The following is a 16,558-nucleotide window of genomic DNA, read 5'->3' as shown; positions in this document are numbered from 1 at the left end:
TGCCTGGATCAGAATGCCCTCGAGATCAAGCTCGCCGAGCAGCGTTTTGAGCACGGCCCGCTCGTGGTTCTCGCCGGTGGCGTAGCAGGCCTGGCTGATGGCTACGCCCAGGGCGGCGGAGTAGAGCGTCACCTGGGCAATAAACGCCGAACCGCCACCGGCTGTGGGCTCGATCGAGCCTCTCAAGGTCTTGCCGTCACACACCAGCTGATCGAGATCCGCTGCGCCACCAGGGATCTGGGCGATCGTCCAGTCCCGGATTGCAGCGCAGAGAGCCGCCACGTCCACCTGGCGGAAGAAGTAGCGGAAGGCGGAATCGGAGGGCGGACGCCTGAGTTCGATGCCCAGTGCCTCGGTGAGCACGCTGTGGTGACGGATGGCAAAGCGCTCCAGATCCCGCAGGCTCTGGCAACGGCTCAGGATCCCCAGCACCGCCACCAGCAGCAGATACCAGGCCGGAATGCGGATCCCGAGCCGCATCCGCGCATCAGGGATCGCCCTGAGAAAGCTGATCAGGTCGAGATCGGTTGCGGGAAGAGCGGTTTCGGGCACAGGAAGAGCGCGATTCCACCGACCTCAACCCATGCTGGCAGCCCAGGCCAGAGAGCTTGTGACACACTTTGAATCAGCCCTGTCCTGGACCCGGAGCCGCAGGGCTTCCATGAGCCTCAGGCCGCCGCCATACAGCATCTGCGCCACGAGCTGTTCAGTGCCCTCGAGTTGTTGCAGCACAGCCTTCGTCTCCGTCACCGTGAACACCACCGGTAGCCGCTTGGGCTGCCTGGCACGGACCACTCCCTCCAGGTTGCCCACATCACCGCCCAGCACATGCCTGTAGAGGAACAGCAAAGCCGACAGTGCCTGGTTCTGCGTGGAGGCACTGACCTGTCCCACCGTGGCCAGATGCGAAAGGAACGCATTGATCTCCTGCTCGCCCATCTCACGCGGATGGCGCATCCCGTGAAAGTGCAGAACGTGATGAGGAGTCATGTCTGCGGTGCGGAACCACCTTCAGGGTTCCCCGCCCGGTCCCTGCCGAGCTCGCGCCAGCGTTGCCTCCAGTTCCCGGCGCCACTCGCCCGGCGTGAAGGTGTGGGAGCGGCCGTGGCCGGGGAGCAACCAGCGCACGTCCAGATCCAGCAACCGCTCCACCGAACGCAGTTGCTCTGGCCAGTTCCACCAGCAATAGCGCTGGGAGGCCACGATCCCCGGCGGATCCACGCCCCACCAGAGGTGGTCGCCGCTGAACAGCACCTGCTCGGCGAACAGCACCGCAACCGAGCCGGCGGTGTGTCCTGGCACCGGCAGCACCAGCAGGTCGGCATCGAGCCTGATCGGTTCCGTGCCTTCGACGTGGTGCTCCGCCTGCGGCGCGGCCTTCGCATCAGCGCTGTGGATCCAGCGTTCGGCGCCGAACCGCTTTGCCCAGTCCTGGTGGTCGGCCACATCGTCGCGGTGGCTGAGCAGGATGCGGCTGATGCCGCCCAGGGCCTCGATCCTGCGGGCCAGCGCCGCGCTCCACCGCGGTGAATCGATCAGCACGTTGTCGGAGCCGCCGTCGGGGCGTCGCCGGGTGATCAGCCAGCTGCTCGCCCCGAAGCTCTGGCGCGACGCCCAGCCGCAGTAGTGCACCTCCCCCTGCGGCAGGCTCACGACCAGCAATGGGAAGCCATCGGCTGGAGTGAGCGCCAGCAGGTCCCGGCTGGTGCCGATCGCGGCCACCGGACAGGCCTGCAGCGCCAGCAGGGCGGCGCGGGTCTCGGCATCACCCTGAGGCTGGGTCCACACGTGCGAGGTGCTGCCGCTGGGCGCGAAGTGGGCTGGATCGAACTGCCAGCAGGTGCCGCAGTCGATGCAGTTGGCATCCACGTAGAAGGGGCCATCCACATTGGCGGCCAGGCGCTGCTGAGGGCGGGCCATGGAAGCAGGTGACAATGTCCCCCTAGCCTGGTCCCGATGGCCCACACCCTGGTGCTGCTGGCGAGTGAGTCGCGCCTCGAGGCGCTGCTCGACTGGCTTGACCGCCAGGCCCTGGCCATCGCCGGTTTTCCGTTGCTCGCCACCGCCGAACTGGCCGGACGGATCCGCAGCGATCCCCGCACCGCCCGGCTGCCGGTGATGGCCCTCAATGCGCTCACCGAAGGGGGCGACATCCAGGTGGCAGCCCGGCTGCTGGCCGGGGAGGTGGCGGCGGTGATCGCCTTCCTCGATCCGGAGGCACCAGCGGGATCGCCCCCCGACAGCCGGCTGCTGATTCGCGCCTGCGATCTGGCAGCCGTGCCCCTGGCCCTCAATGCCGCCACCGCCGACCTGGCCCTGCGCGGCCTGGCCCATGGCCGCTCGGCCTACCTGCTGTTCAACCCCGTCGCCGGCCAGGGGGATGCCAACGCCGACCTGGCCCTGATCCGCTCGATCCTCGAGCCCCAGCTGCTGGTGACGGTGCTGCTCACCAGTGCCAGCACCGATCCGGGTGACCAGTGCCGGGATTTGGTCGAGCTGCTCCAGGCCCGGCCGCCCAGCGACGTGGGGAACGTGATGATCGTGGCCTGTGGAGGCGACGGCACCGTCTCGGCGGTGGCGGGGGCGGTGGCGGGCACTGGCATTCCCCTCGGCGTCATTCCCCGCGGCACGGCCAACGCCTTCGCCTCGGCGCTGTCAATTCCCACCGACCTGGTGGCCGCCTGCGAGACGATCCTGGCCGGCCACACCCACATGGTGGACGCTGCCCGCTGCAACGGCCTGCCGATGACACTGCTGGCCGGGGTCGGCTTCGAGGCCGGGATGGTAGACCGCGCCACCCGCGAACTCAAGACGATGCTGGGCCCGCTCGCCTATGTGCTCGCCGGCGCCCAGCAACTGGTGAGCCAGCAGACATTCCAGGCCCGCGTCGAGATTGACGGCACCGTCACCGAAATGCAGGCCGCCGCCATCACCGTGGCCAATGTGGCCCCCGCCACCTCCGTGCTCGCCCAGGGCTTCGGGCGGGTGATTCCCGACGACGGCCTGCTGGAGGTCACGATCGCCTCGCCCAGCACCCGCCTGCAGGGCCTCAACGCCCTCGCCTCCCTGCTCACCTCAGCCGTGGTGCAGTCGCCCAGCACCCACCCCGATCTTCTGTGTCTGCGGGCCCGCCACATCACGATCACCACCGACCCTCCCCAGCGGCTGGTGATCGACGGCGAAATGCTCGAAGCCGACCCGGTGACCTTCACCTGCCTGCCCGGCGCCCTCACAGTGTTCGCGCCGCTGTCCTCACCGTGAACCTCGCCTCCGAGGCGGATATCGCCACCAAGGTCGACCGTATGGCCGAACGGGTGCGCTGGGGCCATCCCGAGATCGCCCGCCGTGGCATCGATCCCTGCCGCCTGGCGATCGAAGGAGATCCGGGCGGAGCGGAGGCCTTCTCCTTCCTCGTGCTGGGGGACAGCGGCACCGGGCTGCACCGTCGCGACACCCCCCAGCGGCGGGTGGCCGAGCTGCTGCTCGCCCATGGCACAGGCGCCCGCTTCCTGCTCCACACCGGTGATGTCGTCTACCAGGTGGGCTCCAGTGAGCAGTACCCCGACAACTTCATCTGTCCTTACCGCGAGTGGATCGTGGACGGCGAAGACTGGCGCCGGCTGCGCTACGACCGGCTCGTCTTCCGGGTGCCGTTCCTGCCGGTGCTCGGCAACCACGACTACTACGACCTGCCGCTGCCGCTGGGGCTGCTTGCAGGCCTGACCGCGCCGCCACGGCGGTTGCTGCGCTCCTGGATGGATCTCGACGTGGGCTGGCACGGCTCCTTCGTGGGCCAGGCCTGGGCCCGCGCCTTCCTCGACGTGCTCGACGCCGTTCCTGAGACGAGCCTGGGAGAGCACCTCGCGAGAACCCGCACCGCCACGGTCGACGGGGCCCGCTGCCTGCTCTACCGCCCCGGCCAGTTCACCCGCCTGCCCCACCGCTACTACAGCTTCCGCTGGGCCGGGGTCGACGTGTTCGCCCTCGACTCCAACACCTTCAACCAGCCCCTGCCGGCCGGCGACGACGACGGGGAGCTGAGCGAGCGCCGCCAGCGGCTCGACGCCGAACGCGCCTCCCTGCTGCTCTCCCTCGGCCCCCTCGGCGGCGACGAGGACGCCCGCGATGACCGGGCCACCAAGGCCGAGCAGCTCGATGAACAGATCCGTGACATCGACAAGCAGCTCAGCGGCGGGCCAAGGGCCGTGGATGAGGCCCAGCTCGACTGGTTCGCCGATGCCCTGATCGCCTCCTGGCGCAACCCGGCGGTGCGGGGCCGGTTGCTGGTGCTGCACCATCCCCCCTACGTCACCGAAACCAGTAAGTGGGACCAGGGCCAGACCCTGGCGGTGCGCGTCCAGCTGCGCCGCGTGCTGGATCGGGTGGCCGCCTCCCTCGGCGATCTGCCGGCCGGCCGCCCTTTGCTCAATCTGGCCTTCAGCGGCCACGCCCACTGCCTGGAGCTGCTCAGCACCGGCGACACCGGCCACGGCGACGCCCACATCCCCTGGGCCATCTGCGGCGGCAGCGGCTACAGCCTGCGCCGCCAGCGGCCGGAGGGGCCCGAGCTGCTGGAGGGTCCACCTGGCAGCGAGCGCGTGGTGGCTCGTTCCCGCCTCTTCCTCGGCCGCTGCGGCCGGGGCTCCTCCCTGCGCCGCTCCTACTCCGCCCTGCGGGTCGACGTGGCGGCCGGCATCCCTCTGAAACTCACGCTCACGCCGCTGGTGGCGGAGAAGGCTGAAGGGAAATGGCGGCCCTACCGCGGAGCAGGCATCGCGCTGTAGACCGGCTGGCACAAGCCCCGCTTCCATGGACCTCCGCGCGGATCTCACCAGCCACTTTCTCCAGCTCGCCAGCGGTAACTGGGTCACCCAGATGATCCACGTGGCAGCGGAACTGGGGCTCGCCGACCATCTGGCCGCCGCCGGGCCGCAGGGCCTGGCCGCCGAGGAGCTCGCCGCCCGCTGCGGCGCCGATGCCGATGCCCTGTTCCGGCTGCTGCGGGGCCTGGCCAGCCTCGGCCTGTTCACCGAAACCGAGCCGCGCTGCTTTGTGCTCACCCCCCTGGCGGAACTGCTGCGCAGCGACCATCCCGGCTCCCAGCGCCAGTTCGCTCGCATGCTCGGCGGCGAGCACTACGACGCCTGGGCCGACCTGCTCCACAGCGTGCGCACGGGCGACAGCGCCTTCCGCCACCATTTCGGCGAACCCGTCTTCCCCTGGTACGGCCACAACCCCGAGCGCGGCGCCATCTTCGACGGCGCCATGACCGACTTCTCCCGCGTGGAGACCCTGGGCCTGCTGGCGGCCTACGACTTCAGCTCAATCACCCACCTGGTTGACGTGGGTGGCGGCCGGGGCCAGTTGCTGCAGGCGGTGCTGCGCCACCACGGCCACTTGCGCGGCACCCTGTTCGATCAGCCCTCCGTGGTGGAGCCGGTGGCGGTGCCGCCGGAACTGGAGGGGCGCTTCCAGGTCGCCTCCGGTGACTTCTTCCACTCCGTGCCGGCCGGAGCCGACGCCTACCTGCTCAAGCACATCCTCCACGACTGGGGCGATGACGCCTGCCTGACGATCCTGGGCCACATCCGCGCCGGCCTTGCCCCCGGCGGCCGGGTGCTGATCCTCGAGCAGGTGATTCCGCCAGGCAACGATCCGGCCCCCGCCAAGATGCTGGACCTGAACATGCTCGTGATGACCGAAGGCGGCCGCGAGCGCACCCCCGGCGAGTACGCCCAGCTGCTGGAGCGGGCCGGCCTGCGTCTCGAGGTGATCACCGCCACGCCGTCGCCGATCAGCGTGGTGGAGGCGGTACTGGGCTGAGCCTCATGGGGTCGGCGTCAGCCTCAGCCCCCCAGATAGGCCATCTCCGCCGGAGTAGCTCGGCCCGCGGCCGGGCCAACGGCCTCCATACGTTCTTCGCTGTAGCGGTCCTGCCGCTGTTGCCAGAGCGCGGCGATGGCCGCGCGCAATCCCGCCGCATCCGGCGCTGCGGCTGCGATTGGCCGGAGCCAGGGTTTGAGGTCGCTGCCGTAGCTGGCGAACAGGCAGGTGTAGGCCACGCCGTCGGAGGTGATCCGCAGGCGATTGCAATCACCGCAGAAGGGGGCGCTGATCGAGGCCACCACCGCCACATGCAGCGGCGCGGCGCCGGTTGAAGACCCGGGGCTGTCGAGGTAGCGCCAGCGGCTGGCGGTGCCCTGGGCGGGACGCCCCACCGGCTGCAGCGGCCAGTGGGCTCCGATCCGCCGCACCATCTCAGCGGCACTGAGCACCTGCTGCGGGTCCCAGCCGTTGCGGTTGCCCACATCCATGAACTCGATCAGGCGCAACTCCACCCCCCGCTGACGCGCCAGGGCCGCCAGCGGGATCAGCTGGTCGTCGTTGCGGCCGCGGGCGATCACCGCGTTGAGCTTGAGCTCCCCCCGGGCTGGATCGAAGCCGGCGGCGCGGGCATGCTCGATCGCCTCCAGCACCCGCTGCAGCAGCCGTTCACCCCGTGCCGCATCGGCCTCGGCGGGCGGGGCGGTGCTGGTGAGACCGGCCATCCGGGCCACGCTGGCGCCATCGGTGCCATCGAGGCTGAGCGTGATCCGATCCAGCCCGGCCTGCCGCAGCGCCCTGGCCCGTTCCGCCGTGAGCAGTGCCCCGTTGCTGGTCAGGGCGATCTCGCGCAGCTGGCCGTCCGGGCCGCGGTTGCCGTGTCTGCCGGCCTCACCGCCTTTCAGGGGCTGCAGGCTGCTGATCAGCTCCTCGAGCGGTGCATAGAGCAGTGGTTCCCCGCCCGTGAGCCGCAGCGAGGAGAAGCCCAGCCCGGCGGCGGTTTCCACCAGCTGCCGCCGTTCCGCCAGGGTCAGCAGCTCGGGCGGATCCCGATCGTCCGGGCAGCAGTAGGGACAGGCCAGGTTGCAGCGGGCCGTGAGCGACAGCCGCAGCACCCCCGGCGTGCGGTGGTGGCGATCGAGCAGGGGTGCTGGGGGGTCTGAGGCGGCAGGGTCCACGCGGGCATCAGCCCTTGAGGCTTCGGCTTCGCTCAGCCTGCCGGGTTCCGCCCCGGGCTGGCGAATCACGGCCCGGCTGCCTTGTCCGGTCGTGCGGCTGGCCCGTCGTGTGGCCAGTCGTGCGGATGGTTGCAGTTCCTCAGCTGGGAGGGCTCCAGCTTCACCGGCAGCACCGGCTGGCGATCCAGCCAGCCCTGCAGGCGGCGATGGCCCAGCGCCAGCCAGCCCTCCAGATCGCGGCGCAGCGTCGGCGTGTTCGGGTAGACCCCCAGCAGTGGCTGCAGGCGCTGGCCGTCGTGGGCGAGCCAGAACTGGTGGGGGTGCTGATCTGCGGCCGCGAGCAGCTGGCGCAGGCTCTGGGTCTCCAGCCAGGGCATGTCCACCGGCATCAGCAGCAGGGTCTCCTCGGGGTGACGGTGCATCAACCGCGCCAGGGCCTGCAGAGGGCCATGCCAGGGGGGTGGTTCGCCAAAGCACTCCAACGGCACGCCCAGGGGCTGCGCTAACCCTGCGGCCAGGGCCAGGTGGGACGCATGGCGGCTGCAGAGGGTGATCGGCTGGTCCAGGTCCGCCAGCCGCCATAGACCCTGCTCCAGCCAGGTGCCGCCGGCCGGATGGGGCAACAGGGCCTTGTCGCGGCCCATGCGGCGGCTGTCACCACCGCTCAGCAGGCAGCTGCGCAGCAAGGGTCAGCTCCCCGGGGCCGGCGGCTGGGCTGGCGGAGATCGGTGGTAGCTGCTGCTCTGGATCACAGTGCCGTCCACCAGGGTGTGCACCCGGACCCGGTTCGCGCCCGGCTCGACCGCTTCGAAGCGCACCTCCCGCGGCCGCAGGGGCAGCGGGGCCTCCAGGCGGCCCAGGAGCCTCTGGCCCGCGAGCTGGCAGCCCAGCCGCAGGGGCACCGGATGGGGATTGACCAGCCTCAGGTCCTTCACGCCCCACACCACGGCGGCATCCGCGCCCAGGGGGGTGAAGCGGTTGTCGTCGGTGTAGAGGTCAACGCTGTGGGCGTGGCGTTCCACCACCTCCACCCCGGCGAGCAGGGCCAGGTGATACACCAGCCCCGCCAGCTGGCAGAGGCCACCTCCCCGCTGGGGCACCAGCCGGCCGTCCACCAGGTTGCGGCCCAGGAGGTAACCGCGCCGCCGGCCGGGCCGCCCCACCAGCCGCCAGAACGACCAGGTGTGTCCTGGTGGCAGCAGCGTGCCGTTGAGCTGGGCGATGGCGAGCTGAAGGTTCGCCAGCTTGTTGGCCAGCAGCTCACTGGGCAGCACCGGTTGTTCCAGCTCGGCCACGGCGGCCATTCCCACAGCAGCTGCGGCCTCACCACCGTGCACGGCCTCGTGACCGTTCCTGGCTTCGCTCCAGCCAACAGCCTCGCTCCAGCGCACAGCCTGGCGACGGTCGTTCAGGTGGCGCTTCACCGCCAGAACCCTCTGCCGCAGCTCCAGCGGCAGCCAGCGCCGCAGCTGCTGCAGCCCAAGGTTGGTGCTGGCGTCGTGGGGGGTGACCAAGGCGGGGCAGGCGGTGCGGCTGGGCCAGGCAGGACGAGCGGCCGCGCCCAACAGGCTGATCAGACATCGCTAGAGATCGACAGCCTCGACACGAATGTTTCCTGGATCCATCGCGCCACTGCCAGACAGGATGGCGGGGCATCGCCGGCACGGGTCGCCCATTCCATGACTGTCGACTCCGCAGCCCCCACACCAGCGGTGGCCGCCCGGGCCCAGTGCCCCTACTGCGGTGTGGGCTGTGGACTGGAGCTCAAGCCTCCAGCGCCCGACTCCGAGGAACCGCTCTGGAGCGCCCGGGGTGACCGTCACCACCCTTCTTCCCTCGGCCAGGTGTGCGTCAAGGGGGCCACGGTGGGCGAAACCCTGCACCACAACCGCCTCACCACGCCCCTCTGGCGGGAGAGCACCGACCAGCCCTTCGCGCCGATCTCCTGGGAGCGGGCTTTCACGATCCTGGTGGACCGCATCCGCGCCACCCTGGCCACGCGGGGGCCCTCCGCCCTGGCGATCTATGGCTCCGGTCAGTTCCTCAGTGAGGACTACTACGCGGCCAACAAGCTGCTCAAGGGGGCCCTGGGCAGCAACAACTTCGATGCCAATTCCCGGCTGTGCATGAGCTCCGCCGTGAGCGGCTACGCCCGCAGCCTCGGCTCCGACGGCCCCCCCTGCTGCTACGACGACCTCGATCAGGCCGACCTGGTGCTGCTGATCGGCACCAACACCGCCGAGTGTCACCCGGTGCTGTTCCAGCGCCTGCTGAAGCGCAAGCGCAAGCTGAAGGAGGCGCTGCAGCTGGTGGTGGTGGATCCCCGCGCCACTGCCACCAGCGATGCGGCCGACCTGCACCTGGCGATCCGCCCCGGCACCGACCTGGCCCTGCTCCACGGCCTCGGCAACCTGCTGCTACGCGACGGCGGCGTCGATCAGGCCTTCGTGGCGGCCTACACCGAGGGTTTTGAGGAGCTGGCAGCCCTCTGGAGCGACTGGCCCCCGGCCCGGGTGGCGGCGCTGTGCGGCATTCCCGAGGCTGATCTGCAGCGGCTCGCGGAGCTCTGGCGGCGCAGCCCGGCCGTGCTCAGCCTCTGGTCGATGGGGGTGAACCAGAGCGTCGAGGGCAGTGCCACCGTCTCCGGCATCGTGAACCTCCACCTGGTGAGTGGCCAGATCGGCCGGCCCGGCACCGGCCCCTTCTCCCTCACCGGCCAGCCCAATGCCATGGGGGGGCGGGAGGCCGGTGGCCTGGCCCAGCTCCTGCCCGGCTACCGCTCCGTGGCCGATCCACTGCACCGGCGGGAGGTGGAGCACTACTGGGACTTTGCGCCGGGCTCGATCGCTCCGGATCCGGGCCTCGATGTGTGGCAGCAGGTCGAGGCGATGGAGCGGGGCGAGCTGGACCTCTGGTGGGTGGCCGCCACCAACCCGCTGGTGAGTCTGCCCTGGCTTGATCGGGTGCGGGCCGCAGTGGCGCGGTGTCCGCTGGTGGTGCTGAGCGAGGCCTATGCCGGCACCGAGACCGCGGCGGTGGCCCATCTGCTGCTGCCCGCCGCCCAGTGGAGCGAGAAGAGCGGTGTGATGACCAATTCCGAACGCCGCGTCACCCTCTGTCCCGCCTTCCGGGAGCCCCCCGGCGAGGCGCGGGCCGACTGGGCGATCTTCGCGGAGCTGGGGCGGCGGCTGGGCTTCGCGGATCAGTTCTGCTGGGCATCGGCGGCGGAGGTCTACGACGAGCTGGTGGCCCTCACCGCTGATCGGATCTGCGACATGAGCGGCCTCAGCCATGGCCTTCTGGCTGCCCACGGACCGCAGCAGTGGCCCTTCCCGCTCGGCACCGCTGCCGGGGGCGGCCAGGCCCGCCTTTACGGCGCCGAGGGCAGTCCCTTCCCGGGGGCACCGGCCGGCCATCGCTTCCCCACCCCCAGCGGCCGGGCCCGCCTGCAGGCCGATCTCCCCCTGGGGCTGGCCGAACCCCCCTGCAACCGCTTCCCTCTGGTGCTCACGGTGGGTCGCTATCTGGGCCACTGGCACACCATGACCCGCACCATTCATGTGGCGCGGGTGCGCCGCAGCCACCCGGAACCCCTGCTGGAGATCCACCCGGCCGACGCCAAGCGCTGCAACCTCGACGATGGCTGTCTGGCCCGGGTCAGCTCGCGCCGCGGCGAGCTGAGCGTGAAGGTACAGATCACCGACCGGATCCGGCCGGGTACGGTATTTCTGCCGATGCACTGGGGTGCCGCCCAGGAGCAGGCCTGCGAGGCCAACCGGTTGATGCATGCCCTCGGCTGCCCGGTCTCGAAGCAACCCGAACTCAAGGCAGCGGCTGTGCAGGTGGAGCGGGCGGAGATCGCCGGCTGAGGCTCAGCTGATCGGCAGCATCGCTTCCACCAACTCGGGTGAGAGGCGCAGCACCAGAGGGCCACTGCCGCCAGGATGGTCTTCAACCAATCCCGACTGACGCAAGCGTGACAACATCTTGGTGACTGTGACGCGCGTGTTGCCGATCAACTCTGCCAGGCGCTCATGGGTGATCCGGATCGGCAATTCGTACCAGAGGCCATTACGTCGTCCCAGCCGCTCCACCAGTAAGGCCAGCAGCGCCCTCAGTCGCTTCTCGGTATCCGGGTGGTGGCGAATCATCAGCAATTCAAGGGTCCAGGCACTGAGATCCGTGAGATCACGCACCACTTCGGTTCGTTCCACCCGCTCGATCTGGACCAAGGTGAGAGCTTCGAGGCCGACCCAATCGCGGCGAAAGGCCAGGACATCGCAGACATCACCCGGTTGCAGAAAACCGATCGTGATGTCCTGGCCTGAGGAGGCCAGCAGAAAGACGCGAAGGGTACCGGTCAGGACCCGCATCGGCGACGTGGCGGCAGCGTCGCCACCATCGAGCAGCAAGGTCTTGCCCACCGTCATCGACAACTGGCCAACGGACTGATGGGCCGGAAGAGCTGTCCTCACGTGTCGTCGTGGGCGAAACGGCGATAGAGAAAATCGAGGGCGCGGTTGCGGTAGTCGAAGTATTCGGGCAGCTCCATCAGCCGAGCGCGATCGCGGGGCTGCGGGAAGGGAAGATCAAGGATTTCGCCGATCGTCGCCGCCGGTCCATTGGTCATCATCACAACCCGGTCGGCCAGAAAGAGTGCCTCATCAATGTCGTGGGTGATCATCAACACCGTGATTCTGTGCTCCGACCAGATCTTGAGCAGCTCCTCCTGGAGCTCCTCCCTGGTGATCGGATCGAGGGCGCCGAATGGTTCATCCAGCACCAGCACCTTGGGTTGCAAGGCCAGGGCCCGGGCGATCGACACCCGCTGCTTCATGCCACCGGAGAGGCTGCCCGGCTTCTTGGCTGCAGCCTCGGTGAGCCCCACCATGGCGAGGTGCTTTTCCACCAGGGCCCTGGCCTGGCCGTTGCGCCTGAGCTCGGGATAGACGTTGTTCACCGCCAGGGCGATGTTGTCGTAGGCCGACAGCCAGGGCAGCAGGCAATAGTTCTGGAACACCACCATGCGATCGGGGCCGGGCTCCACGATCGGCTCCGATTCCAGTCGTACCTGGCCGGTGGTGGGCTCGCGAAAGCCGGAGACCATATCGAGCAGCGTCGACTTGCCGCAACCGGAGTGGCCGATCACGCAGATGAACTCGCCCTCCCGAACCTCAAGGTGGACATCATCGAGAACGGTGTAGGGGCCGTTGGCTGTGGGATACACCTTCGAGACCCCATCGATCACCAGAAACGGCTCCGATCCCTTGGTCGTGACTGCGGCGGTGGAGGGGAGGGTCTGCATCGGTTGGAAGGAGAAGAAGCTCAGCGCAGCGGCGCAGCCGGCTCGAGGGTGGTGGGTCGCTCGGGCAACGAAATCGTTTCGTAGCGGATGGCTCTGGAGGCCTCAAGATGCTTGAGGTAGGCCATCGGATCACTGGGATCCAGGGGCTGGTTCTCGAACAACGGCACGGGCAACAGCTGGTGGCCGTTGGCGCTCGGGTCGGGCGCCAGCTCGGCGCTGGCCTGGGCGAAGAGATCGGGGCGCTGCACGCGATCCAGCACCTCGCTCCAGTTCTCGGGGAACGCGGTGATCCCCCAGCGGGCCAGCTGGGCGAGGATCCAGAGCCCATCGCGGACATTGGGGGCATTGACCTGGGCACCGTGGAACTGGTTGAAGTCCGGGATCAGCTCCGGAGCACCGGTGCCGCGGTCGTAGGGATCCACCAGGCCAGGGCGGATCGTGGCCAGCTCGGTGCCCACGTACTCCCGCCGGGCGAGCAGTTCAGCCACTTCCGAGCGATGGGTTGGGTCCTGGCAATAACGGCAGGCCTCGAGCAGGGCCTTGATCAAGGCTTGGTGGGTGCGGGGATAGGCAGCTGCCCAGTCTTCGCGGACCCCGAGCACCTTTTCGCAGTGGCCGGGCCAGAGATCGGTATCGGTGGCGATCACCGTGCCCAGATGCTGCTGGACAGCCCGGGTGTTCCAGGGCTCCCCGACGCAGAAGCCATCGATGGTGCCCGCCTTGAGGGTGGCCACCATCTGGGGCGGCGGAATCACGATCAGACTGACGTCTCGGTCGGGATCAATGCCAGCCGAAGTCAGCCAGGCCCGCAGGATCAGGTTGTGCATCGAGGCTGGATGCACCATCGCCAGCACCGGCTTGTGCTCGGGGTGGGCGCTGATCCAGGCCTTGAAATCGGCAAGGCTGCGCACGCTGGCGTCGTGGAAGCGGCGATGCAGGGTGATGGCGTTGCCGTTGCGCGACAGGGTGAGCGCCGTGACCATGGCCAGGGGCGGCTTGCCCTGGGCGCCCAGGGTGATGGCCAGGGGCATGCCGGCCACAACCTGACCGCCGTCGATCACCCCCTGGCGCAGGTCGGCCTCCAGGGTTTTCCAGTTGGTCTCGCGCCTGAGGCTGACCAGGTCCAGGCCGTGTTTGGCGAAGAATCCTTTCTCGAGGGCCACCACGAGAGGGGCGCAGTCGGTGAGGGGAATGAAGCCGAGGCTGAGGTTCACCTTCTCGAGACCATGGGCAGCGATGGCGGCCGAGGGATTCAGCCGTTGCTTGCGGGCTTGCTTCTGCTGGGTGAGGAACTGGACCACCTCGCCGCGCAGGCTGTAATAGCCAGGGTCTTCCACCACCGTGAGGTGGGTGCGTGGCCGGGCCAGGGGCACGTCGAGGATCTGACCGATGTAGGCCTCCGGCCCATTGGTCATCAGAACCACCCGGTCTGATAGAAGCAGGGCCTCATCCACATCGTGAGTGACCATCACCGTGGTGACTTTGGCCTCCTCACAGATGCGCATCAATTGTTCCTGGAGATTGCCCCGGGTCAGGGCATCAAGCGCACCGAAGGGTTCATCCAGCAGCAACAGCTTGGGACGCAGAGCCAGGGCTCGGGCAATCGCGACACGTTGCTTCATTCCCCCCGAGATTTCATGGGGATACTTTTCAGCAGCAGCCGTCAAGCCCACCAGCTTGATATTGTAATCGATAATCGATTCGCGCTCCTTATTGCTGAAGTTACGCATCACATTATTGACGGCCAGGGCGATGTTCTCGCGGACTGTTTTCCAGGGAAGCAGTGAGTAGTTCTGGAACACCACCATTCGATCTGGACCGGGCTCGGTGACTTCCCGGCCACTCATGAGGATCCCGCCTTCACTGGCTCGTGTCAGGCCAGCGAGCAGATTCAGCAGGGTCGACTTGCCGCAACCGGAGTGACCCACAAGGGAGAGAAATTCCCCTTCTGCCACATTGAGAAAAATATCTTTGAGGGCTACATAGCTGCCACCATCCTTAAGAGGAAATGTTTGGGTGACATGGTCAACGGTGAACAGAGCTGGCATAATTCAGTGTCCTCCGCTTACCTTCGAGCCCACGAAAGCTACCAGGCGATCTAACGCCAGGCCCACAATTCCCACATACACAATGGCCAGGATAATCTGGCTTGAGCTGGAATCACCGCCGGCATTGTAAGCATCCCAGATAAAATAGCCGATACCTCCATCAGCCTTCAGCATTTCTGCTGCCACAATGGCCAGCCAGGCCAGCCCGATGGCGATCCTCAGGCCCGTAAAGACATACGGAACAGTAGAGGGAACCACAATCTCACGAATGTAGGCACTTTTGCTGAGCCTCAATACCCTGGAAACGTTGGTGTAGTCCTGGGGAATCTGGCGAATTCCAACGGCTGTATTGATGATGATGGGCCAGATGGCGGTGATGAAGATAACGAAAACAGCCGACGTGTTGGCATCCTGGAACAGCATAAGAGCGATGGGGAACCATGCCAGCGGCGGCACTGTGCGCAACACCTGAATGACAGGATCAAACCCTTTACCGATGAAGCGGTTCAAGCCGAGCAACCCGCCAATTGCAATCCCCACCACAGCAGAGAGGATGTAACCAACTCCAACACGCTGCAGCGAAATCAGGATCTGCCAACCCAATCCTTTACTGGTTCCACCATCGTCAAAAAACGGCTGACTGATGTAGGGATCCCAGGTGTCGATCAGCACGTTGAGCGGCCCTGGCAATCGGCTTGTTCCGAGCAGGGCTGAGAGCAGTTGCCAGAGAAGAAGGAAGGCGCCGATGCAGACCAGATAGGGGAGAAGCCCCTTGAGCAGGGCCGATCGGCGCGATCGAGGACGGCGCCTTCCGGCGGCGGCTGTGAGAGTCATGGAGTCAGTTCAGTCAGGCCAGGGCTTTGATCTTGAGGGTGTCGAGGTATCCCTTGGGGTTCTCGGGATCGAAGACCACGCCATCAAAGAAGGTTTCCTTGCCGCGAGAATCACTGGACGGAATCGCCTTCTCCTGGCCGATCGCCTTGGCTGCCTCCTTCCAGAGATCAGCCCGGTTCACCTTGTTCACCAGCGCATCGATGTCGGTGGTCGCCGGCAGATAGCCCCAGCGGATGTCCTCGGTCACGAACCACTGGTCGTGGCTTTTGAAGGGGAAGGAGGCGTTATCCGCCCAGAAGCGCATCTTGAAGGGGCTGTCCTTCACGACCCGACCATCGCCGTAGTCGACATTCCCTGCCAGACGGGGCTGGATGTCATTGACGGACGCCTTGATGTACTTGTCTTTGGCGAGGATCGTGCACATCTCCTCCAGGTTGGCGGGATCGTCGCACCACATCTGGGCTTCCAGAACGCCCTGCAGCAGTGCCTGGGTTGCCTTGGGGTTCTTCTCCACCCAGTCGGCCCGCATCGAGAAGGCCTTTTCCGGATGGAGCTTCCAGACCTCACCGGTCTGAGCGATGGTGTAACCAAGCTTCTTGTTGACGAGCCGCTGGTTCCAGGGCTCCCCGACGCAGAATGCATCCATGGTGCCGGTCTGCATGTTCGCCACCATCTGCGGCGGCGGGATCACCACCAGGTCAGCGGCCTTGTTTGGATCGATGCCGTTGGCCGCCAACCAATACCTCATCCAGAGGTCATGGGTACCACCAGGGAACGTGACCGCTGCCTTGAATTTTTTGCCTTTTTCTGCAGCCCCGGCGACTGCCGCCTCCAAGCCAGCCTTGTTGTCAACCGTGAGTTTGTTGGCCAGGAAGTCCTTGGAGGCGGAGAGGCCCTGTCCCTGCAGATTCAGCCGCGCCAAAGTGACCATCGGCAACGGCTTGTTGGACTTGGTGATCGTGCCTGCCGTGAGCAGCAGGGGCATGGGTGAAAGGATGTGGGCACCATCAATTCCACCGCTCGCGGCACCCAATTCCAGGTTGTCGCGGGTTGCGGCCCAGGACGTCTGCTTCACCACATTGGTGTCGGGCATGCCGTGCTTGGCGAAGAAACCCTTCTCCTTGGCGATGATCAGCGGAGCTGCATCGGTGAGGGCGATGAACCCCAGCGTGGCGCCCTTCACCTCGGTGTCGGTAGCGGTGCCGCTGGCGGCCGGTGCTGAACTGGTGGTCGACTTGTTGGCACCGCAGGCACTCAGCCAGAGAGCGCCGGCTGTCGTGCCGGCGGCGGTGATCAGGAACTTGCGGCGGGAAAGACTGGACATGAAGCCTGCTGAGCCTGGAGAGGACCGGAGTGGTGGCACCGCCGGG

Annotated in this window: 15 protein-coding genes; 4 read left to right on the top strand and 11 right to left on the bottom strand. The window is 67.3% G+C overall.

The window, feature by feature from the left end; translation table 11 throughout:
- The 3 genes from KQ310_RS09450 to KQ310_RS09440 form a co-directional block, all read right to left on the bottom strand.
- Nucleotides 1-552: transposase family protein (locus tag KQ310_RS09450; protein WP_259721508.1), on the bottom strand; the 552-nt coding region annotated here is incomplete at its 3' end.
- 24 nt (nt 553-576) lie between these two features.
- Complete coding sequence (locus KQ310_RS09445; RefSeq protein WP_259721507.1) at nt 577-990, bottom strand: phage integrase N-terminal SAM-like domain-containing protein; 414 nt, start codon at nt 988-990, stop codon at nt 577-579.
- Nucleotides 991-1,011: 21 nt separating this feature from the next.
- Complete coding sequence (locus KQ310_RS09440; RefSeq protein WP_259721506.1) at nt 1,012-1,920, bottom strand: MBL fold metallo-hydrolase; 909 nt, start codon at nt 1,918-1,920, stop codon at nt 1,012-1,014.
- 36 nt (nt 1,921-1,956) lie between these two features.
- Here KQ310_RS09440 and KQ310_RS09435 point away from each other — a divergent pair, with 36 nt between their 5' ends.
- Genes KQ310_RS09435 through KQ310_RS09425 form a run of 3 tightly spaced genes read left to right on the top strand, consistent with a single transcriptional unit; the run spans nt 1,957 to nt 5,823 of the window.
- Nucleotides 1,957-3,261: a diacylglycerol kinase family protein gene (locus KQ310_RS09435; protein ID WP_259721505.1), complete on the top strand. Its 1,305-nt coding sequence runs from the start codon at nt 1,957-1,959 to the stop codon at nt 3,259-3,261.
- A complete protein-coding gene (locus KQ310_RS09430) occupies nt 3,258-4,784 on the top strand; it encodes a metallophosphoesterase (protein WP_259721504.1) in 1,527 nt (508 codons plus the stop codon). The genes KQ310_RS09435 and KQ310_RS09430 overlap by 4 nt, the downstream gene beginning before the upstream one ends.
- A gap of 25 nt (nt 4,785-4,809) precedes the next feature.
- Entirely contained in the window at nt 4,810-5,823 is a 1,014-nt protein-coding gene (locus KQ310_RS09425) for an acetylserotonin O-methyltransferase (protein ID WP_259721503.1), read from the top strand.
- A 23-nt stretch (nt 5,824-5,846) separates the two neighbouring features.
- Here the strand turns inward: KQ310_RS09425 and KQ310_RS09420 are convergent, their stop codons facing one another.
- The 3 genes from KQ310_RS09420 to KQ310_RS09410 form a co-directional block, all read right to left on the bottom strand.
- Entirely contained in the window at nt 5,847-6,968 is a 1,122-nt protein-coding gene (locus KQ310_RS09420; RefSeq protein ID WP_399238052.1) for a GTP 3',8-cyclase MoaA, read from the bottom strand.
- Between the two features lie 98 nt (nt 6,969-7,066).
- Nucleotides 7,067-7,687 (bottom strand): molybdenum cofactor guanylyltransferase, encoded by a 621-nt coding sequence (locus KQ310_RS09415; protein WP_259721502.1) that lies wholly within the window; start codon nt 7,685-7,687, stop codon nt 7,067-7,069.
- A gap of 3 nt (nt 7,688-7,690) precedes the next feature.
- Entirely contained in the window at nt 7,691-8,566 is an 876-nt protein-coding gene (locus tag KQ310_RS09410; protein ID WP_259721501.1) for a VanW family protein, read from the bottom strand.
- Between the two features lie 114 nt (nt 8,567-8,680).
- On the opposite strand from KQ310_RS09410, the gene KQ310_RS09405 reads away from it, so the two are divergent.
- On the top strand, nt 8,681-10,870 hold the full coding sequence (locus KQ310_RS09405) for a molybdopterin oxidoreductase family protein (protein WP_259721500.1): 2,190 nt from the start codon (nt 8,681-8,683) through the stop codon (nt 10,868-10,870).
- 3 nt (nt 10,871-10,873) lie between these two features.
- Here the strand turns inward: KQ310_RS09405 and KQ310_RS09400 are convergent, their stop codons facing one another.
- Genes KQ310_RS09400 through KQ310_RS09380 form a run of 5 tightly spaced genes read right to left on the bottom strand, consistent with a single transcriptional unit; the run spans nt 10,874 to nt 16,512 of the window.
- Nucleotides 10,874-11,476 carry a Crp/Fnr family transcriptional regulator gene (locus KQ310_RS09400; RefSeq protein ID WP_259721499.1) on the bottom strand — a complete coding sequence of 201 codons (603 nt, stop codon included), beginning with the start codon at nt 11,474-11,476 and terminating at the stop codon, nt 10,874-10,876.
- A complete protein-coding gene (locus KQ310_RS09395) occupies nt 11,473-12,306 on the bottom strand; it encodes a nitrate ABC transporter ATP-binding protein (RefSeq protein WP_259721498.1) in 834 nt (277 codons plus the stop codon). The genes KQ310_RS09400 and KQ310_RS09395 overlap by 4 nt, the downstream gene beginning before the upstream one ends.
- Nucleotides 12,307-12,326: 20 nt before the next feature.
- A complete protein-coding gene (locus KQ310_RS09390) occupies nt 12,327-14,354 on the bottom strand; it encodes a nitrate ABC transporter ATP-binding protein (protein WP_259721497.1) in 2,028 nt (675 codons plus the stop codon).
- Between the two features lie 3 nt (nt 14,355-14,357).
- A complete protein-coding gene (gene ntrB, locus KQ310_RS09385) occupies nt 14,358-15,188 on the bottom strand; it encodes a nitrate ABC transporter permease (RefSeq protein WP_259721496.1) in 831 nt (276 codons plus the stop codon).
- Between the two features lie 13 nt (nt 15,189-15,201).
- The gene (locus KQ310_RS09380) at nt 15,202-16,512 is read right to left on the bottom strand and encodes a CmpA/NrtA family ABC transporter substrate-binding protein (RefSeq protein WP_259721495.1); all 1,311 of its coding nucleotides are present in this window, start codon (nt 16,510-16,512) and stop codon (nt 15,202-15,204) included.
- Nucleotides 16,513-16,558: the final 46 nt, after the last annotated feature.

Origin of the sequence: Synechococcus sp. CS-1328 (assembly GCF_025128095.1) — a bacterium.
Taxonomy (GTDB): domain Bacteria; phylum Cyanobacteriota; class Cyanobacteriia; order PCC-6307; family Cyanobiaceae; genus CBW1002.
This window is presented reverse-complemented; position numbering and strand designations above follow the sequence as displayed.